General features: G+C 32.2%; 20 protein-coding genes and 1 tRNA gene. 19 read left to right on the top strand and 2 right to left on the bottom strand.

The window, feature by feature from the left end:
* The first annotated feature begins 103 nt into the window (after positions 1-103).
* The 14 genes from Ctaglu_RS03895 (at position 104) to Ctaglu_RS03830 (ending at position 11,586) form a co-directional block, all read left to right on the top strand.
* A complete protein-coding gene (locus tag Ctaglu_RS03895) occupies positions 104-1,957 on the top strand; it encodes a TIGR03960 family B12-binding radical SAM protein (RefSeq protein ID WP_124998259.1) in 1,854 nt (617 codons plus the stop codon).
* Positions 1,908-2,648, top strand: coding sequence for a TIGR03936 family radical SAM-associated protein (locus tag Ctaglu_RS03890; RefSeq protein ID WP_124998257.1), 741 nt, complete (start codon positions 1,908-1,910; stop codon positions 2,646-2,648). The genes Ctaglu_RS03895 and Ctaglu_RS03890 overlap by 50 nt, the downstream gene beginning before the upstream one ends.
* Positions 2,649-2,669: 21 nt before the next feature.
* On the top strand, positions 2,670-4,112 hold the full coding sequence (locus Ctaglu_RS03885; RefSeq protein WP_124998255.1) for an Rne/Rng family ribonuclease: 1,443 nt from the start codon (positions 2,670-2,672) through the stop codon (positions 4,110-4,112).
* Positions 4,113-4,253: 141 nt separating this feature from the next.
* Positions 4,254-4,565 carry a 50S ribosomal protein L21 gene (gene rplU / locus Ctaglu_RS03880; RefSeq protein ID WP_124998253.1) on the top strand — a complete coding sequence of 104 codons (312 nt, stop codon included), beginning with the start codon at positions 4,254-4,256 and terminating at the stop codon, positions 4,563-4,565.
* A gap of 2 nt (positions 4,566-4,567) precedes the next feature.
* Positions 4,568-4,900, top strand: a complete 333-nt coding sequence (locus Ctaglu_RS03875; protein WP_124998251.1) for a ribosomal-processing cysteine protease Prp — start codon at positions 4,568-4,570, stop codon at positions 4,898-4,900.
* 4 nt (positions 4,901-4,904) lie between these two features.
* Positions 4,905-5,216, top strand: coding sequence for a 50S ribosomal protein L27 (rpmA, locus tag Ctaglu_RS03870; RefSeq protein ID WP_124998249.1), 312 nt, complete (start codon positions 4,905-4,907; stop codon positions 5,214-5,216).
* A 53-nt stretch (positions 5,217-5,269) separates the two neighbouring features.
* Complete coding sequence (locus Ctaglu_RS03865; RefSeq protein WP_124998247.1) at positions 5,270-5,806, top strand: Spo0B domain-containing protein; 537 nt, start codon at positions 5,270-5,272, stop codon at positions 5,804-5,806.
* Positions 5,807-5,872: 66 nt separating this feature from the next.
* Positions 5,873-7,156, top strand: a complete 1,284-nt coding sequence (gene obgE, locus Ctaglu_RS03860; RefSeq protein WP_124998245.1) for a GTPase ObgE — start codon at positions 5,873-5,875, stop codon at positions 7,154-7,156.
* 77 nt (positions 7,157-7,233) lie between these two features.
* Positions 7,234-7,524 carry a ribosome assembly RNA-binding protein YhbY gene (yhbY, locus tag Ctaglu_RS03855; protein ID WP_124998243.1) on the top strand — a complete coding sequence of 97 codons (291 nt, stop codon included), beginning with the start codon at positions 7,234-7,236 and terminating at the stop codon, positions 7,522-7,524.
* A 168-nt stretch (positions 7,525-7,692) separates the two neighbouring features.
* A complete protein-coding gene (gene nadD, locus Ctaglu_RS03850) occupies positions 7,693-8,295 on the top strand; it encodes a nicotinate-nucleotide adenylyltransferase (RefSeq protein ID WP_124998355.1) in 603 nt (200 codons plus the stop codon).
* A 49-nt stretch (positions 8,296-8,344) separates the two neighbouring features.
* The gene (gene yqeK, locus Ctaglu_RS03845) at positions 8,345-8,917 is read left to right on the top strand and encodes a bis(5'-nucleosyl)-tetraphosphatase (symmetrical) YqeK (protein ID WP_124998241.1); all 573 of its coding nucleotides are present in this window, start codon (positions 8,345-8,347) and stop codon (positions 8,915-8,917) included.
* 4 nt (positions 8,918-8,921) lie between these two features.
* Positions 8,922-10,184, top strand: a complete 1,263-nt coding sequence (locus tag Ctaglu_RS03840; RefSeq protein WP_233439677.1) for an LCP family protein — start codon at positions 8,922-8,924, stop codon at positions 10,182-10,184.
* A gap of 69 nt (positions 10,185-10,253) precedes the next feature.
* Positions 10,254-10,637, top strand: coding sequence for a RidA family protein (locus tag Ctaglu_RS03835; protein ID WP_124998239.1), 384 nt, complete (start codon positions 10,254-10,256; stop codon positions 10,635-10,637).
* A complete protein-coding gene (locus tag Ctaglu_RS03830) occupies positions 10,627-11,586 on the top strand; it encodes an RluA family pseudouridine synthase (RefSeq protein ID WP_233439675.1) in 960 nt (319 codons plus the stop codon). Before Ctaglu_RS03835 ends, Ctaglu_RS03830 begins: the two co-directional genes overlap by 11 nt.
* Positions 11,587-11,630: 44 nt before the next feature.
* Here Ctaglu_RS03830 and Ctaglu_RS03825 read toward each other — a convergent pair whose 3' ends face one another.
* A complete protein-coding gene (locus Ctaglu_RS03825) occupies positions 11,631-12,920 on the bottom strand; it encodes a D-alanyl-D-alanine carboxypeptidase family protein (RefSeq protein WP_124998235.1) in 1,290 nt (429 codons plus the stop codon).
* A gap of 149 nt (positions 12,921-13,069) precedes the next feature.
* Between Ctaglu_RS03825 and Ctaglu_RS03820 the strand changes: the two genes are divergently transcribed.
* The 5 genes from Ctaglu_RS03820 to Ctaglu_RS25000 all read left to right on the top strand — a co-directional run bounded on the left by Ctaglu_RS03820 (position 13,070) and on the right by Ctaglu_RS25000 (position 18,655).
* Complete coding sequence (locus tag Ctaglu_RS03820; RefSeq protein ID WP_124998233.1) at positions 13,070-13,777, top strand: helix-hairpin-helix domain-containing protein; 708 nt, start codon at positions 13,070-13,072, stop codon at positions 13,775-13,777.
* 119 nt (positions 13,778-13,896) lie between these two features.
* Positions 13,897-14,925 (top strand): selenide, water dikinase SelD, encoded by a 1,029-nt coding sequence (selD, locus tag Ctaglu_RS03815; protein WP_124998231.1) that lies wholly within the window; start codon positions 13,897-13,899, stop codon positions 14,923-14,925.
* A gap of 66 nt (positions 14,926-14,991) precedes the next feature.
* Positions 14,992-16,380: an L-seryl-tRNA(Sec) selenium transferase gene (selA, locus tag Ctaglu_RS03810; protein ID WP_124998229.1), complete on the top strand. Its 1,389-nt coding sequence runs from the start codon at positions 14,992-14,994 to the stop codon at positions 16,378-16,380.
* Positions 16,381-16,423: 43 nt separating this feature from the next.
* Positions 16,424-18,340, top strand: a complete 1,917-nt coding sequence (selB, locus tag Ctaglu_RS03805; protein WP_124998227.1) for a selenocysteine-specific translation elongation factor — start codon at positions 16,424-16,426, stop codon at positions 18,338-18,340.
* A gap of 218 nt (positions 18,341-18,558) precedes the next feature.
* Positions 18,559-18,655: transfer RNA gene (locus Ctaglu_RS25000), tRNA-Sec, on the top strand.
* A gap of 90 nt (positions 18,656-18,745) precedes the next feature.
* Here the strand turns inward: Ctaglu_RS25000 and Ctaglu_RS03800 are convergent.
* Positions 18,746-19,027 carry a hypothetical protein gene (locus Ctaglu_RS03800; protein ID WP_124998225.1) on the bottom strand — a complete coding sequence of 94 codons (282 nt, stop codon included), beginning with the start codon at positions 19,025-19,027 and terminating at the stop codon, positions 18,746-18,748.
* Position 19,028 lies beyond the last annotated feature (1 nt).

The following is a 19,028-nucleotide window of genomic DNA, read 5'->3' as shown; positions in this document are numbered from 1 at the left end:
GAAATTTAACTTTCATGTGTTAAAATAAAATAATGCAAGAAAGGTAAGGTAGATTGAGATGCAATTATTAGCTACCTTAGTGAAAAAACCAGGAGGGATTTCTATGAACAAAATTTCTGATGATATTTTATTTAAAGTTGAAAAGCCTGCCAGATATGTAGGCGGAGAACTTAATTGTTGTTATAAAGATATAGACAGTGTGGATATAAGATTTGCTTTTTGCTTTCCAGATGTATATGAGGTGGGTATGTCCCATTTAGGAAGCAGAATACTTTATCATGTGTTAAATTCTAGGGCTGACACCTATTGCGAAAGGGCTTTTGCTCCTTGGCCAGACATGGAAAAACAAATGAGAGAAAATAATATAGCCTTGTATGCACTAGAGAGCAAAGATTCACTAAATGAATTTGATTTTTTAGGGTTTACTCTCCAATACGAGATGAGTTACACTAATATACTTAATATGCTAGATATGTCAGGTATAACTATAAGAGCCTCAAAGAGAGGCGAAGAGGAACCTATAATAATGGCTGGGGGTCCTTGTGCTTATAATCCAGAACCACTACATGATATAGTGGATTTCTTTGAGATTGGTGAAGGCGAAGAAATAATGAATGACGTTTTAGATGTTTATAAAAAGTACAAAGGAAAAGGGAAGAAAAAAGAATTTCTAAGAGAAATATCTAAAATAAGAGGAATATATGTGCCTTCATTATATGAGGTATCTTATAACGAGGATAACACTATTCGTGAATTTAAACCTAAATACCCAGATGTTCCTAGTCGCGTTGTGAAAAGGTTCGTTGCAGATTTTAATAAGGTTGCCTATCCAGAAGAAACGGTAGTTCCATATATAGAAATAGTACATGATAGAGTAATACTCGAGACCTTTAGAGGATGCACCAATGGATGTAGATTTTGCCAAGCGGGCATGATATATAGACCAGTAAGAGAAAAAACTACGGATACCCTTGTAGAGGCAGCAGATAAGCTACTAAAAAGTACAGGATATAGAGAAATATCACTAAGTTCACTGAGCATTTGTGATTATTCAGATATACATAACCTTATAGCTACTCTTATGGAAAAAAACAAAGAAAACCACCTTAGCGTATCTTTGCCTTCCATTAGAATAGATTCTTTTTCTGTGGATTTAATAAATCAAATACAAAAGGCGAGAAAAACTGGCTTAACATTTGCACCAGAAGCAGGAACTCAAAGAATGAGAGATATTATAAACAAGGGTGTTACAGAAGAGAAAATATTAGAAGCAGCTAGTAGTGTATTTGCTTCCGGTTGGTCAACTATAAAGCTTTATTTTATGGTGGGGCTTCCTTATGAAACTATGGAAGATGTACGTGGTATTGCAGAGTTATCAGATAAGGTTGCAGGAGAATATTTTAAAATTCCTAAAGAAGTAAGAAAAAGAGGACTAAGGGTCACTACAAGCTCTGCTATATTTGTACCAAAACCATTTACACCTTTTCAATGGGCACCGCAAAGCACCATGGATGAGGTAGTAGAAAAAATTAAAGCAGTTAAGTATGCTATAACAAGTAAGGCAGTTACATACAACTATCATGAATCTATAGTTTCATACTTAGAGGCGGTTGTTGCTAGAGGAGACAGAAGAATTTGTGATGTTATAATAAAGGCTTTTGAGAAAGGTGCAAAATTCGATGGCTGGTCTGAGCATTTCAATTTTGAAATATGGAAGGAAGCTATGGAGGAATGCAACGTGGATGGTAGTTTCTATGCTTATAGGGAGAGAAGTTACGATGAGATACTTCCTTGGGATTTCATAGACATTGGAGTGAATAAAGAGTACTTAATTTTAGAAAATGAAAAAGCTAAAAAAGCAGAATTAACACAAAATTGTAAACTAGGATGTACGGACTGCGGTGTTAATGTTAATTTTAAAGAAGGGACGTGTTTCCATAGTGCGTTATCTAATTAAGTATACTAAAGACAGTGAGATAAAATTTATTGCTCACTTAGATTTAATGAGAACACTACAAAAAATAATTAAAAGATCGGAACTTCCAGTAGAATACTCAAAAGGTTTTAATCCTCACATGGCAGTGTCTATTGCACAGCCATTGTCTGTAGGAACATATTCTAATGGAGAATATATGGATGTAGTTTTAAATTGTGAGCTAGAAGAAAAATATATCATGGATAAAATGAATGATAATTCGCCAAGGGGAATCAAAGTTTTAGACGTGGTAAAAGTTATTCCTGGTGAGGGAAAAAAACCGTCACAAGCTATGGCAACTATAGATGCTGCAAAATATACAATTAAACTAAAGTGTACTCAGGAAGAGGACGCATTAGAAATTTTACAAAGCCTCCTTGACAAAAGCGAATGGAACATTATTAAGACTAGTAAAAAAAGTGGTGAAAAAATGGTTAATATAAAACCATTAGTGTATAAATTCGAATATGAGGTAGAGGGTTCTATACTTGTTATAAAGACGCTTGTTGCTTGTGGAAGCCGCAATAATTTATCAGCGCAGCTATTGGCAGATTATATTGTAGGAAATACTGCTTATATCAATAAAGAGGCTTTTGTTGATATAGAGAGAGAAGAAATGTATGGAACTAAAGACGATAAATTAGTCACTCTTAGCGAGTTTTTTAAAAATTAGTAAAACAGGAGCTGAGTTAAAGTGAAAGAAATATATATTGAAAGACAAGAAGAATTTCTAAGAATAGCTATAAAAGAAAATAACAAATTAAAGGAATGCTTCATAGAAGAGGATTCAAGTGGTCCTATCCCTGGAGAAATATATAAGGGTGTTGTAAAAAATATTGTTCCAGCAATTAAGTGTGCTTTTATAGATATTGGGCATAATAAAGATTGTTATATGTATTTAGATGAAAAGTTTAATAATACAAAGATAAAAAAAGGCGACGAAATAATAGTTGAAATTTTAAAAGAGGGAATAGATAAAAAAGGAGCAAAAGTTACTAGTGCTTTTGGTATTGCAGGAATATATTCTGTAATTGTAAACATAAATAAGGACATAAGTTTTTCTAAAAAGATAAACAATAGAGAGTTTGAAGATATGGTGACTAGTGGATTAAATAAACCAGAGGATGTAGGGGTTATGATTAGGACCAATGCCTTTGATGTAGACCTTAGCGTTCTAAATGATGAAGTTGAGGAATTGTATGAAATATACAAAGGGGTTATAAATCATGCGCAGTATTCAAGGAATCCTATTTTGCTATTTAGCGATGCTGGAGCAATAAATAGAACTCTACGTGATATTTTAGATAAAAACACTTTTAAAATAGTATTAAACAATGAAAGTGATTTTGAATACGCAAAAAAATTTACAGATCACAGGTCTGATATCTCAGTAAAGGTTGAGCTTCATAAAGAAAGTAGAATGTTATTTGATTATTATGGAATAGAAAAAGAAATACTGAGTCTAAGAAATCATAAGATTTCATTAAAATGTGGAGGAAATATTGTAATTGATAAAACTGAGGCAATGTACGTAATTGATGTTAATTCTGGAAAGAATGTTAAGAGTCATTCATTGCAAAAAACTGCACAAAGTACTAACATTGAGGCAGCTGAGGAGATCGCAAGACAAATAAGACTCCGAAATTTAAGTGGAATCATTATAATAGACTTTATTGACATTGAAGATTTAGAGGTTAGAAAAAGTATACTAAATACTCTAAGAGTAGGCTTTGCAGACGATAAAAACAAGACTGTAGTTTATCCCTTTACGCAACTGAATTTAGTTCAAATTGCAAGGCGTAGGCGCGGAAAGTCTATATATGAGTTTATTGAGGAACCTTGCAAGCATTGTCTTGGTAAAAGCAGTAGGGTCAAATTATCCTATATTCAGTTTTTGATAAAAAATGAAATTTCTAAGATTCATAAAGAACAGGGTATAAAAGATATATATATAGAAATCGATGGAATTTACCAAAAGGATATAATGGAGGACGTTTTAGAATTTGCAACGCAAATAGGAGCACTAGAAAATAGTGTTTACGTGAATTTTATACCTCACTTAGAAAAATTCAAAGTGGAGTCGCTAATTTTTGCAAATCAAATAAGAAATTTGCAGACATATAAGATATATGGGTAAATAGGCTTTACAAAGGTGTAGATATATGTTAAAATGGCTTTTGTAGACCGCTCACACAAGGTTATGAAACATACTTGATTATAGAAATTACATAGTGGTATGTACCTGGGATGGCGAGACTGGATCAAGGAGGTGTATTTTATGTACGCAGTAGTACTTACTGGTGGAAAGCAATACAGAGTTCAAGAAGGAGACGTTTTATTCGTTGAAAAATTGGATGCTGAAGTTGAAACAACAGTTGAATTTGGAGATATTCTTGCAGTAGGCAAGGAAGAGGGTTTAGTAGTTGGAAAACCTCTAGTTGAAGGAGCTAAAGTTGTTGCTAAAGTATTAGCACAAGGGAAAGCTAAAAAAGTTATAGTTTTCAAATTCAAGAGAAAGTTAGATTATAGAAAGAAACAAGGACACAGACAATCATATACTAAGATTCAAATTGAGAAGATTGAAGCTTAATTATGGTTAAAGTTGAATTTGTTCGAAGAGCAAGTAAAATAGTTTCTTTTAAAATAAAAGGTCATGCTTTGCCAAAAGAAGAACAATTAGGTGTAGATTTAATTTGTTCTGCTATTTCAGCAATTTCTCAAACTACAGTAATTGGAATTGAGGAAGTTTTGAAAATTAAAGTGAAGTATTATATAGAGGATGGATTTCTGAATGTAAATTTAGAAAATCAAACTTTGGAAGATATTGAAAGATGTCAAGTTTTATTAGAAACAATGATGCTTGGACTTAAAAGTATAGAAATTACTTATGGTGACTATATAAAACTAGAAACAGAGGAGGTGTGATACTATGCTAGTTATTAACCTTCAGTTATTTGCTCACAAAAAAGGAGTAGGTAGCTCAAGAAACGGTAGAGATAGTGAATCAAAAAGACTTGGGACTAAACGTGCAGACGGTCAATTCGTTCTTGCAGGTAATATTTTAGTAAGACAAAGAGGAACAAAAATCCATCCAGGAACAAATGTTGGAATAGGTGGAGACGACACTCTTTTCGCTAAAGTTGATGGAGTTGTAAAATTCGAAAGAATGGGAAAAATGAAGAAAAAAGCAAGCGTTTATCCTGTTGATCAAGAAGTAGAAGCAATTGCAATGGCTGAATAGTTTAAGGCACCCTTAAAGGGTGCTTTTTTAAAATTCTCTTTCGGAGGATAGTAATGAATGAATTAGAAAAGTATATAAGCTTACTTAGAAAACAAAGACACGATTTTATGAATGATCTTCAGGTTATATATGGTTATTTGCAGATTAAAAGACCTCAAGGTGCATTAGAATATATAGATAGATTATCTAAGCAAAATGAAACTATTAGTGAAATTTACAAATTACAAGATGATGGATTTTCACTATGCCTTGAGAATAACATTAAAAAATTATGGGCAAATGAAGTTAAAGTGGAAATAGATATTGAAATCAGTAATTTTAAAAATAAAATTTTTGAAAATGAATATAATAAAAAAAATGATTTGGTTAACACTATATTTATGGAGATAGAAGCTACTGATCAAAAATTTGTATATATTTATATATTTCAAGATGAATTAGGCGAAAGTTTACTCCTTGCTAATAATGAAGCCATGTTAGGCGAAATAAGTTGGATGGATGAATGGCAGCAAATAGATATGGCGATAGATGGTTTTAAAATTTATAGATGTGATTTTGATAATAATATAGCTTATAGATTAATATTCTAAGAAATTAGAGTTTAGTTAATAGATTAAAATACAAAATAGAAAATGCGCTAAGGTAAGGTGAAATATATGTTTATTGATACAGCCAAGATTTTTGTTAAATCAGGTAATGGTGGAAATGGATCAGTTTCCTTTAGAACAGAAAAGTATATACCTCTGGGTGGACCGGATGGTGGAGATGGTGGAGACGGTGGAGACGTAATACTGGTAGTTGATGCTAGTATGACAACTTTATTAGACTTTTCATATTCAAGAAAATTCGTAGCAAAAAATGGAGTACAAGGTTCTGGATCTAAATGTTACGGAAAAGCTGGAGAAAAATTGTATGTAAAAGTTCCAATGGGTACAATTGTACGAGATTCAGAAACAGATAAAATAATGTGTGATTTATCACATGATGGTCAAACTTTTGTAATTTGCAGAGCTGGAAAAGGCGGAAAAGGTAATGTTAAGTTTTGTACACCTACAAGGCAAGCGCCAACCTTTGCTGAACCTGGAATGCCAGGAGAAGAAAGATGGATTAAGCTTGAACTTAAGTTACTTGCTGATGTTGGGCTACTAGGATTTCCTAATGTAGGTAAGTCAACTTTGCTTTCAGTAGTTTCAAAAGCAACACCTAAAATAGCTAATTATCATTTTACCACTTTAAAACCAAGTTTAGGAGTAGTAAATGTGAAAGGCATACCGAGTTTTGTTATGGCTGATATACCAGGAATAATTGAAGGAGCAGCTGAAGGAGTAGGTCTTGGAATAGGATTTTTAAGACATATTGAAAGAACTAGAATGCTTATTCATGTGGTTGACATTTCAGGAATTGAAGGTAGAGACCCTGTAGATGACTTTATAAAGATAAATGAAGAACTTAAAAAATATGACGTTAAATTATGGGATAGACCACAAATAGTAGCTGCTAATAAAAGCGATATGTTATTTGATGATGAAGTTTTTGAAAACTTTAAGAAAAAATTAAACGCAATGGGATACGATGATAGTAAAATATTTAAAATATCTGCAGCTACAAGTCAAGGCGTAGAAGCACTGATGAAAGAGGCAGCAAGAATGTTATCTACTATTCCAGTTGTAGAACTGGTAATAAAAGATGAAGATAAATTCATAATAGAAGAAAGAAGATTCACCTACACTATTAATGTAGACGCCGAAGGAACTTTTGTTGTTGAAGGAAGCTTTGTTGATAGATTGCTAAATGCTGTAAATGTAAATGAACCGGATTCTCTTAAATATTTCCACAAAGTATTAAGAAATAAGGGAGTATTTGATGCACTAGTTGAAAAAGGAATTCAAGACGGGGATTCAGTAAGATTACAAAACTTTGAATTTGAATTCTTATTATAATCAATGACAAATGACCAATGACCACAATTGATCATTGATCATTAAAAATTGATCATTGCTCAAACTAGGAGGATATTATGATTACAAGTAAGCAAAGAAGTTATTTAAGAACCCTTGCAAATCCATTACAACCAATATTTCAGCTTGGAAAAGCAGGGGTAGAAGAAAATTTTTTAAAGCAGTTAAATGAGGCGCTAGAATCTAGAGAGCTTATTAAAATTAAAGTTCTAAATAATAGTGGACTAACTGCTAGAGAAGCATCAGATATAATTTGTGAGGCCATAGGTGCTGAAGGAGTTCAGACTATTGGTAGCAAATGCGTATTATACAAAAGGTCTTTAAAAAAGCCTACAATTGAATTACCATAAAAGCATGTAATTTTACATGCTTTTTCCTCTATGGAAAATCATATTTTGTGTTATTATTTTCCAAGTTGTCCATGAAAAACATACTATCAGTATCTGCGGCTGTAAGCCGAAGCTAGTATAGTGATTGCTAAAAGTTTTGATACCTTATTAGAAAATAAAGAGGGTGTTATATTGAAAAAGGCCATTTTTGGAGGAACTTTTGATCCAATTCATATCGGGCATATTCATATTGCCTATGAAGCATTATACAGTTTACATTTAGATAAAATTATATTCATGCCTGCAGGAAATCCACCACATAAAAAGAATAAAAAAATTACAAATGCTAAAATTAGATATGATTTAGTTAAAAGGGCAATAGAATCTGAAGTCGACTTTGAAATAAGTGATTATGAAATAAATAAAAAAGAAAATAGCTATACCTACGAAACTGTTGAACTTTTCAGCGGATTGCAACGTAATATAGAATGGTATTTTTTAATTGGCGTAGATAGTTTAATGGAGCTAGATAAGTGGAAAAATGTAGAGAAGATTTTCAATAGTTGTAAGATTGTAGTTTATAATAGGGCAGGATTTACAGCGCAGGAAGTTGCGAAAAAGAAGCTCTATATAGAACAAAAGTTCAATAAAAAAATAATTTATATTGATATGCCAATTATAGACATATCTTCCACGCATATTAGGAACAATATAAAAGAGGGTAGGCAAGTTAATTATCTTTTGCCTAGAGGGGTAGAGGAAATTATTCGTGCAAACAATCTATATAAATAAAACCATCTGTAATTATCTTTTGCAAAAGATGAATATTAGGAGGAGTTAAATGTGGAATGAGAAAGAAATGCTCCATTATTTGCATACAAATTTAAGTGAAAGCAGATTGAAACATAGTTTAAGTGTTAGTGAAACATCGGTAACTCTTGCAGCTAAATATGGAGAAAATATAGAAAGCGCAAGAATTGCAGGATTAGTTCATGACTGTGCTAAGAATGTGAAGGGTGCTGAACTTATAAAAATAGCTAGTGAGCATGAAATACATATAGACGAAATATATACAACTAATCCATCAATTTTGCATGGATTAGTTGGAAGCATAATAGCTAGAGAAATAATGGGGATCCAAAATGAAAATATTTTAAGTGCTATTCGCTATCACACTACTGGTAGAAAAAATATGAGTACTTTGGAAAAGATAATTTATATATCAGATTACATTGAGCCATTAAGAAAGTTCAAAGGTGTAGAGGAACTTAGAACCTTAAGTTTGATGAATTTAGATGCAGCAGTAATGCAGTCTCTTGAAAATACCATTATCTATGTTATAAGCCAAAAGGAATTATTACATATAGATACAATTCACGCAAGAAATTATTTATTAAGTAAAAATAGAAGGTGATAAGATGAAGAAAAAAACAAAAAGAAAAGTAAATTATAAAAAAATTGCAATTGGTACTATTGTTTTTGTGGTGACAGCTGCTATATTAATTTTTGCAGGTTTATATTTATATTTATCTAGTTTTAACAATAGTGCAGTTGATTTATCTAAAAAAGGCGTAGGATCTAAGTTAAGTAAGGGTGAGGTAGAACAAATAGTTAAGAATGGAGAATCTTGTAACATATTGGTCATGGGTGTAGATGTAGGTACTCCTGGTGCTACAAATGCCAATGATCCTAAGAGGACAGATACACTGATACTCGCACATTATGATGCAAAAGATAAAAAAATAAGTATGGTTTCCATTCCTAGGGATACTCTAATTAAAATAAATAACAAAAATCAAAAAATTAATGCTGCTCATGCTATTGGTGGCGTGATTTATACTGTTGATGCCGTAGAAAAGCTATTAGGTATTAGAATTGACTATTACGGTAAAATTAATTATGAAGGCTTTAGGAAAGTTATCGATGCTATAGGTGGAGTGGATATTGATATAAAAAGAACCATGAGTTATGATGACCCCACTCAAAATTTAAGCATTCATTTTGAAAAAGGTAAAATCCATTTAGATGGTAAAAAGGCTGAAGAATTTTTTAGATGGAGAAAAAACAATGATGGAAGTGGCCTGGCAGATGGAGATTTAGGCAGAATAGAAAACCAACATATGTTTATTAGTAAAATTATGGATAAAATAAAAAGCCCAGGTATATTAATTAAGGTTCCAGGTATTTTAAAAGCAATTGAAAGCTCTGCGGAAACTAATATGGAAGCTAAAGATATAATTAAATATGGATACATATTTGCAAGTAATAAAGGACAGTTATCTATGGATACCATAAAGGGTGATTTAAAGCTAATAAATGGTCAATCATATTTAGTATATAATGAAGCTCAAAATAAGAACATTATCTCAAAATTATATGATAATAAAGCCATATATGTTGATAAGTCAAAACTTAGAATAAAGATAATTAATGGCACTAAAAAATCAGGCCTGGCTAGTGATTTTTCAAAATATTTAGTTGAAAAAGGCTATAATAAACCTGTAACAGAAAATGGTGGCACTGCTAGTAAATCTAAGATTTCAGTATACAATGGCAATAACGATATAAAAACTGCTCTAATAAAAGATTTCAAAATAGACAATATTGAGTTTTTATCGTCAACACAGGAAAAATTTGATATAATAGTCTTGTTAGGTGAAGACCATGAATACATGTATTAATATTTTTTACCTATCAACACTATATAAAGATAGTCTTAACACTATCTAAAGTTATGAGGAGGAGAAAAAATGGAAAAACAGATTATAAGCACAATTAAAGCACCAGCAGCTCTTGGACCATATTCTCAAGCAGTAAAAGTTGGAAATATGGTATATACTTCAGGATCACTTGCAATAAACGCTGCTACTGGAGAATTCATAAATGATGATATAAAAAAAGCTACAGCACAATCATTAGAAAATTTAAAAGTTATATTAGAAGAAGCAGGAACATCATTAGATAAGGTAGTAAAAACTCTAGTATTCTTAAAGGATATGAATGATTTTGCTGATATGAATGAAGTATATGCACAATATTTTACATCAAATCCACCAGCTAGATCTTGCGTTCAGGCGGCAAAACTTCCTAAGGATGCATTAGTAGAGATAGAAGTAATCGCGATTGCTAACTAATAAATTATTGTCAACTAATAAATTAACATATGTTGTTAAGGAAGATATTCATGAAGTTAAATTAAGAGATTATTTAAAGTATACGGAGAATTTATCTAGTAGATTTTTAAAAAGCTCAGGACTTAGTGGGAAAATAAGTGTAAATGATAAAGTTGCTAGGCTAAATCATAGAATAAATTCAAATGATAAAATAGAAATTGACATGAAGAGTAATGAGCATCAAAACATTGAACCAGAGAAGATGGATCTAGATGTTATATATGAGGATATAGACCTTATAGTTATAAATAAGAGTCCGGGCATAGTGGTTCATCCCACGAAGGGATATCCCTTTGGGACACTTTCTAATGGAGTTTCATATTATTTTAAAGAAAGAAATGAAAAGTGCATTGTTAGGCTAGTGAGTAGATTGGATATGGATACTTCAGGTCTTATAATAATTGCAAAAAATCAATTTGCACATATGGCCTTAGCGAGAGATATGCAGAGTAAAGACTTGCAAAGCAAAGACGTGAACTGCAAAACCTTTGAGAAGAGTTATATGGCGGTTGTACATGGTAATATGAAAAATAAGTCAGGTACTATTGATTTGCCTATTGGAAAACCCAATGAAGAGGGTGCAAAAAGAGAAGTGTGGGAAGAAGGACAAAGAAGCATAACTCATTATGAAGTTATTGATTCGTTTAAAAATGGTGACCTTTTAAAATTGATTTTGGAAACTGGTAGAACACATCAGATTCGTGTTCATTTAAGTCATATTGGACATCCGATTTATGGTGATAGTCTCTATGGAGAATCTGAAAGTCATTATATTGAGAGGCAGGCACTTCATGCTTATAAATTAATTATTCCTCACCCAAGAACTGGTGATGAACTTATACTTGAGGCGCAGCTTCCGGATGATATAGTGAAGTTAATAAGCAAACTAAAAGATGAAAGTGAAATATAAGAAAGCACTAGGTTTATACTATTTAGTATGACCCTAGTGCTTTTTTATGTTTTATCTTTACTATTTATATTGGCTGCAAATTTCCTCAACTTGTTTTTTTTTCTTCTTCTTATATGACTTAATCTAAAAAATACTATTAATACCGCAATTATAATAGCAAAATATTTTATTAAAACTGCAGAACTTTTCGATTTTTCTGAATCGCCTTTTAAAAAACCATTGTTTGGGGAAGAAGGTTTAGAATAATTTACTCCGCTAGACAAATCTAAATTGTAAGAATCTTTATCAAAAGTAATTGTTGCTTTACTTATTTTATCACCTTTAAGGATAGAAGAAGGTTTTAAATTTTTTTCCTCAGTCTTAATAACTGGAGTTGAAACTTCCGTTGAATTTTTAGCTTTAACTATATAAAAATCTCGCGATGCAAGCAGTGGAATCGATGTACCATCATCTAAAGTTGCTTTTGATACTTCATCATTTATATCAAAATATTTAAATAGCTCAAAATTATCAAATCCATAGTTTAATAGTTTTATACTGTCCCCAAAAAAAGTTTTTTTAGAGTCGTGTACAAGAGCTACTATAAGCTTTTGACCATTTCTACTAGCTACGGCAATATAAGAATGTTGAGATTGGATAGTATAGCCTGTCTTTCCACCTTCACAATCTTTATAATAGTATTGGTCGTTTTTTTGTATTAGCCTATTGCCATTGGAAAGAGGACGTTTTTCTACAGATTTATTAGTTGATGCCATTGCATATGAAGGAGTTATGGCTATCTTTTTGTATTCCTCATGTTTAGTAAGTTCCTGCATAATCAAAGCTAAAGCGTAGGCTGAAGTTTTATGATTAACATTATATAAGCCATTAGGATTCACAAAATTAGTGTTTTTACAACCTAGTGAACTTGCTCTCTCATTCATAAGTAATGCAAATTTTTCTGTGGAGCCACTTACATGCTCGGCCAGGGCTACAGCGCAGTCATTAGCAGAAGCTAATATCAATCCGTATAACAATTCTTTTACAGTAATCTTTTCGCCTTCAAATAGATATATTTTTGAACCATCAGCCATCTCCGCATTTTTGCTTACAGTTACCACATCGTTTAAATTACATCTTTCTAAGACTAGAAGTATGGTCATTATCTTAGTAGTGGAAGCTGGGGGATAAGCAGAATTCTTATTTTTTTCATAAAGTATTTTACCTGTAGTAGCATCCATTAAAACTACACTATCAGCTGATGCCACTGGTGGAGTTACTAATGCTTGTACCGCTAGGGATACATTAAAAAGCAAAAAAAATGATGCGAATATTGTTGTAATTAATTTCCTCATAAATTACCTCCCAGTTTTCAATACTTACATTATATCAAAATAAATCTTTCTTAGCGACAGTATTTACGAAAAGTTGTCAATAATTTTATATATGAAGGTAAAATAAATTAGTGATTGTTTCCCATTACTGAGGATGGAAAGGAGAAATTATGAAAAATAAAGAAAAAATAATTGGGTCTATAGTTATTCTATGTATAAGCATTGTATTTATAATTGTTGGATATACAATGTCAGGTCCAAAAGAATCCATTAAGGATAAAGATTATAAAGATATATTTGTAGAAACTGATAAAGCTTCAGAAAAAAAAGATGCAAATAAAAGTGCCACTAAATCAAATACAACTATAAAATCAAATATAGCACTTCAATCAAATGCAGCTGTTCAATCAAATGCAGTAGAAGATAGTAATATTAAAGTGGACATAAAGGGTGCGGTAGCATGTCCAGGGGTCTATGAAATAAAAAAGGAAAGTAGGGTGAATGACATTGTAAAGCTAGCAGGAGGTGTTACCCTAGATGCAGACCTTTATGCTACAAATCTTTCTCAAAAACTAAAGGATGAAGATTGTATTGTGATTTATAAAAAGGGTGAGGCAGATAAGCTGCAAAAGTCCCAGAGTAAAAGCAGTGATTCTACGGTTTCAAGCTCTAAGGTAGCGAAGGATATTGTTAACATAAACACTGCAAATAAAGAAGAATTAAAGACTCTTACAGGTATAGGAGATACAAAAGCGGATGGGATAATTAAATATAGAGAAGAAAACGGAGGATTTAAGTCTGTAGAGGAGTTAAGAAAAGTAGATGGTATTGGGGAAAAGACCTTAAGTAAATTTATAGATAAGGTAGACATAAAGTGACTAATGGTATAAAATTATCTTGAAGAATTAGTAATAATTATTACTAATTAGAGAGAACTACGAGGAGGGAAAACAATTGATAATTGTTTTCTGACCCAGAGAGCTACAAGGAGGTTAACATGGAAAAAAGACTTACAGAACTATCAAAAACCTCTGGCTGAGCAGCGAAAATAGGGCCAGGGGCCTTGGCGAAGATACTAGATAAATTACCTAAAATGGAAAGTGAAAACTTGATTGTTGGAATTGAAACCTCAGATGATGCAGCAGTGTATAAGTTAAGCGATGAAATTGCAGTAATTCAAACCTTAGACTTTTTTACACCTGTGGTAGATGACCCTTATATCTTTGGGCAAATAGCAGCAGCAAATTCATTAAGTGATGTTTATGCTATGGGAGGCAAACCAACACTCGCTTTAAATATAGTATGTTTTCCTAATTGTTTAAATATAGATATACTTGGACAAATTTTAAAAGGTGGAGCAGATAAAGTAATAGAAGCTGGAGCAATAGTAATAGGTGGGCATTCAGTACAGGATGATGAACCTAAATACGGTCTATCTGTTATGGGCATAGTACATCCAGATAAGGTGCTTAAAAATTACGGCTGTAATGTAGGGGACCTTCTAATTTTAACAAAGCCCTTGGGTACAGGAATAATTACTACCGCAATAAAAGCTGAAATCGCTTCAAAAGGAGCTTATGACATTGCAGTTTTGGTTATGAGTACTTTAAATAAATATGCTGGAGAAATTATTATGGAGCATGAGATAAGTGCTTGTACGGATATAACGGGCTTTGGTATTATGGGCCACTGCTATGAAATGGCTAAGGGATCAGATGTAAGCTTCAAATTATTTAAAGAAAATATACCATACATAAAAGAAGCTAAAGAATATGCAAAGATGGGACTAGTGCCTGCAGGTAGCTATAACAATAAAGCATACATAGAGGGTAAATATGAACTTAGAGGCATACCTGAGTGGCTAGAGGATATATTATTTGATCCTCAAACTTCAGGTGGTCTTTTAGTATCTTGCACAAAAGCTGAGGCGACAAAACTTATGAGTAGATTAAATGAGTTAGAATTAGAATCACAAATTATTGGAGAAGTAATTCCTTTGCAAGATAAATATATAATTGTGGAGTAAAGAAAACCCTCCATACTGAAAGGCTTATGGTGATGATTTAACAAAATAAATGCGGGGTGAATTACCATGAATAGAGAATTATTAAGAAGCTTACCTAAAGTAGATGAGCTTCTTCAAGAAGAAACTATAAAGATGCAATTAGAAAGTAACATAAGAGTTCTTGTATTAGATTCTTTAAGAGAGGCTATAGAACTTTATAGAAAAGCAATTTTAAATGATGAAATACAAGCATTAACCAAGGAAGAAGTAATAAGCTATTCTATTAAACTATTAAATAAAAAGAATAGTCCAAAGCTTAGAAAAGTTATAAATGCTACGGGAACTGTGGTTCATACAAATTTAGGTAGATCTCTTTTATCAAAGGATGCAATAGATCGTGTAATTAATGTTGCCGAGAATTATAACAATCTTGAATATGACATTGAAAAAGGCAAAAGGGGATCTAGATATTCACATATAGAAGACATTCTTATAAAAATAACTGGCGGCGAGGCCGCTATGGTGGTAAACAACAATGCAGCAGCAGTTATGCTTGCCCTAGATACATTGTGTAGGGAAAAAGAAGCGATAGTGTCTAGAGGGCAATTAGTTGAAATTGGTGGGTCTTTTAGGGTTCCTGAAGTTATGAAATTTAGTGGTGCTAAACTAGTAGAGGTAGGTACAACTAATAGAACTCATTTATACGACTATGAGGATAATATTACAGAAAATACAGGAGTACTATTAAAAGTACATACTTCCAATTTCAAGATTATGGGCTTTACAGAGGAAGTATCTATAGAAGACTTAGTAGTGCTAGGAAATGGAAAAGATATACCCGTAGTTGAAGACATAGGAAGTGGAGTGCTAATAGACTTTTCAAAATATGGATTTGTCTATGAGCCAACAGTTCAGGAAAGTATAAAAAAGGGTATAGATGTAGTAACATTTAGTGGAGATAAGATGTTAGGTGGTCCTCAAGCTGGAATTATAGTAGGAAAAAAGAAGTATATTGATAGAATGAGGAAAAATCAATTAACTAGGGCGCTCCGAATAGATAAAATGACTTTGGCAGCTTTAGAAGGTACGCTTGCACACTATTTAGAAGAAGCAGAGGCTATAAAAAATATACCAACTTTAAATATGCTTTTATGTAACAAAGAAGAACTTAAGAAAAGCGCTAAAAAACTAAAAAGAATGCTTCAAAATAAAACTGATAAATTCACTTTCACTATAGATAATGACTATTCAATGGTTGGTGGGGGTTCCATGCCCACAGAAAAAATAGAAACTTATGTTATAAAAATAAAAAGTGAAAGCTACGGCGCGCAGCAAATAGAAGAGATTTTGCGGATGAATGAAGTAGCTATAATTGTAAGAATTAGTAATAATGAAGTTATAATGGACCTTAGGACACTATTCGAAAAAGATTATGGGCTTATTGTAGAGGCTTTTAAAAGCATGCAAAATGTATAATTAACTTGCATGCCCATATTTTTATGGAAAGGATGTTGCTTGTATGAAGCATATTATTATAGGAACGGCAGGGCATATAGATCATGGAAAGACTACCTTAATTAAAGCATTAACCGGTAGGGAGACAGATACTTTAAAAGAAGAAAAGGACAGAGGTATCTCTATAAATTTAGGATTCACTTATTTCGATTTACCATCTGGCAGAAGAGCTGGACTTATTGACGTTCCAGGTCATGAAAAATTCATTAAAAACATGCTAGCAGGAATAAGTAGCATAGACGTGGTTCTATTGGTTATAGCAGCAGATGAGGGTATTATGCCTCAAACTAGAGAGCATTTTGAAATATTGCAACTACTAAATGTTAAGAAGGGAATTATAGTTCTTACAAAAGCAGATTTGGTTGATGTTGAATGGATTGAAATGATTAAAGGTGATTTAAGGGATGAATTTAAGGGCACATTTTTAGAAGATGCACCTATTCATGCAGTATCCTCAAAAACAAAAATGGGATTTGATGGCTTAGTTAGTGATATTGATAAAACCACAGAAGATGTTTCTGGTAAAGATACGGAAGGTCATTTTAGGTTACCTGTGGATAGAGTATTTTCTGTAAGTGGGTTTGGAACGGTGGTAACTGGAACAATAATAAGTGGAAGAATAAAAGTGGGAGATACGGTAGAAGTATATCCTTCAAAGGTAGTTACAAAGGTTCGTGGCATTCAAATCCATGATAAACCAGAGGAGTTTGGAGAAGCAGGGCAAAGATGTGCTATAAACCTGGCTAATATAAAATTAAGTGAAATAGGCAGAGGCGATGTAGTTTCTAAATTAAATATAATGGAGCCTTCTTTTTCAATAGATTGTACGCTTTACTATCTAAAGAGTGCAGAAAAACCACTAGTTAATAGGCAGAGAGTTAGATTATATCATGGAACGGATGAAATCATTTGTAGAGTTGTTATATTAGATAAAGAAGAAATAGCACCAGGGGAAAGTGCTTATGTACAATTAAGACTGGAAAAACCTATAAATGCTCAAAGAAATGATAGATATGTAATTAGAAGCTATTCACCTATGCATACTATAGCTGGGGGCACTATTATTGAACCTGCTGCGCAAAAGGCTAAAAGATTTAATGAAAAGTATATAGAAGATCTTAAAATTAAAGAAAGCGGTAAAACTGAAAATATCTTAGAGAATACTCTTAGCAAATTAAGTGGGGATTATCCAGATGCTTCTGTGATTTTAAAAGCACTAGGAAAAAATGAAGAAGGCATAGAAGATAAATTACAGACACTTGTAGATGATAATATAATAATTAAATTAACATCTTTAGATAAGACAATATACATACATAAGAGTTTTCTAAAGCAAAAGATAGAGGAAATAGAGGAACTCTTAATAAAGTATCATAGAGAAAATCCACTTAAGGGTGGTATGCCAAAAGAGGAAATAAAAAATAAGGTTTTTGGAAAAAATATAAAGCAGAAAACATATGATGAAATGTTATTGCTTATGGAAGATAGAAATGCTATAAAAATATATGAAAAATCTGTATGTTTATACGGATTTAGGATAGAATATACAGTGGAGCAAGAAAAATTAAAACAGAGCATTATTGCGGCTTATGATAAGGGTAGGTATAATACCCCTAAATACAATGACTTAGCTATAAATGAAAAGGATAAAAAGACCTTTAAGATGGTTTTTGATTCCCTTATGGATAATGAAGAATTAATAAAAGTAGCTGAGGATTGTATTTTTACAAAAGAGCATTATGAAAATTCAATAACAATTGTATGTAACTACATTAAAGAAAACGGTAGCATAGCGGCAGCCACCGCTAGAGGAGTATTTGACACAAGTCGAAAATTTGCAGTAGCGCTTTTAGAACATTTTGATAGCATAAAATTAACAAAAAGAGTAGAAAATGATAGAGTACTATATAAAGATAGTTAAAGCATCATCTGCGATGCTGTAATTAACGACTTCAGAAGGAAATTTAGCCGCTCACTGAAATTTTATTTTTGTTATAGTATATTACTCCCACTTATAGAAGTAGGGGACTTCCTTCTGAAATGTCGTTAAAATAGGGACTAAATATTAATTCATTCGACAAAATTATGCATATTGCTATTGAGTATAGTGATAAGATATGCTATAATTAGCATGTTCCTGGGAGTAGATAGGTGCTGGTGTGCCTGCCAGTCTTCAAAACTGTGTTGTCGTGCTAATACCACGATGGGTGTGTTCGATTCACACATATTCCCGCCAATTAAATCGACATATTGCGGCTTAGATACATAATTTTTTATGTTATCTGGGCCGCTTTTTATTATACAAAAAAGAGCCTTAGGCTCTTTTTTAATTTCCCTGAATATTCTCAGTTTCTACGATATCTACAGTTCCTTCGATATGCTCTATTCCAGTGTCATTAATTTTATAATTTCCTCTGTCCTCTTGTTTTTTTATAAACTTCTTATTAATTAGTGATTCAAGTGATGCCTTAAATAATCTAAGATCACCCTTACCTTTACCTAAATTAATACCTAACTTTATTTTTGCTACACTTTGTGGTGATGCAGCTTTATTTTCATAAAGATAGTTTAATACGTTACCTTCAGTTTCTTCTATGTTATCTTTCATA

The sequence above is a fragment of the Clostridium tagluense genome (genome assembly GCF_003865095.1).
Taxonomy (GTDB): Bacteria; Bacillota; Clostridia; order Clostridiales; family Clostridiaceae; genus Clostridium_AD; species Clostridium_AD tagluense.
This window is presented reverse-complemented; position numbering and strand designations above follow the sequence as displayed.

Coding starts and splice junctions, on each gene's coding strand:
- Ctaglu_RS03895 (WP_124998259.1), top strand. CDS start 104: ATGAACAAAATTTCTGATGATATTTTATTTAAAGTTGAAAAGCCTGCC.
- Ctaglu_RS03890 (WP_124998257.1), top strand. CDS start 1,908: ATGTTAATTTTAAAGAAGGGACGTGTTTCCATAGTGCGTTATCTAATT.
- rplU (WP_124998253.1), top strand. CDS start 4,254: ATGTACGCAGTAGTACTTACTGGTGGAAAGCAATACAGAGTTCAAGAA.
- Ctaglu_RS03875 (WP_124998251.1), top strand. CDS start 4,568: ATGGTTAAAGTTGAATTTGTTCGAAGAGCAAGTAAAATAGTTTCTTTT.
- rpmA (WP_124998249.1), top strand. CDS start 4,905: ATGCTAGTTATTAACCTTCAGTTATTTGCTCACAAAAAAGGAGTAGGT.
- Ctaglu_RS03865 (WP_124998247.1), top strand. CDS start 5,270: ATGAATGAATTAGAAAAGTATATAAGCTTACTTAGAAAACAAAGACAC.
- obgE (WP_124998245.1), top strand. CDS start 5,873: ATGTTTATTGATACAGCCAAGATTTTTGTTAAATCAGGTAATGGTGGA.
- yhbY (WP_124998243.1), top strand. CDS start 7,234: ATGATTACAAGTAAGCAAAGAAGTTATTTAAGAACCCTTGCAAATCCA.
- yqeK (WP_124998241.1), top strand. CDS start 8,345: ATGTGGAATGAGAAAGAAATGCTCCATTATTTGCATACAAATTTAAGT.
- Ctaglu_RS03840 (WP_233439677.1), top strand. CDS start 8,922: ATGAAGAAAAAAACAAAAAGAAAAGTAAATTATAAAAAAATTGCAATT.
- Ctaglu_RS03835 (WP_124998239.1), top strand. CDS start 10,254: ATGGAAAAACAGATTATAAGCACAATTAAAGCACCAGCAGCTCTTGGA.
- Ctaglu_RS03825 (WP_124998235.1), bottom strand. CDS start 12,920: ATGAGGAAATTAATTACAACAATATTCGCATCATTTTTTTTGCTTTTT.
- Ctaglu_RS03820 (WP_124998233.1), top strand. CDS start 13,070: ATGAAAAATAAAGAAAAAATAATTGGGTCTATAGTTATTCTATGTATA.
- selA (WP_124998229.1), top strand. CDS start 14,992: ATGAATAGAGAATTATTAAGAAGCTTACCTAAAGTAGATGAGCTTCTT.
- selB (WP_124998227.1), top strand. CDS start 16,424: ATGAAGCATATTATTATAGGAACGGCAGGGCATATAGATCATGGAAAG.
- Ctaglu_RS03800 (WP_124998225.1), bottom strand. CDS start 19,027: ATGAAAGATAACATAGAAGAAACTGAAGGTAACGTATTAAACTATCTT.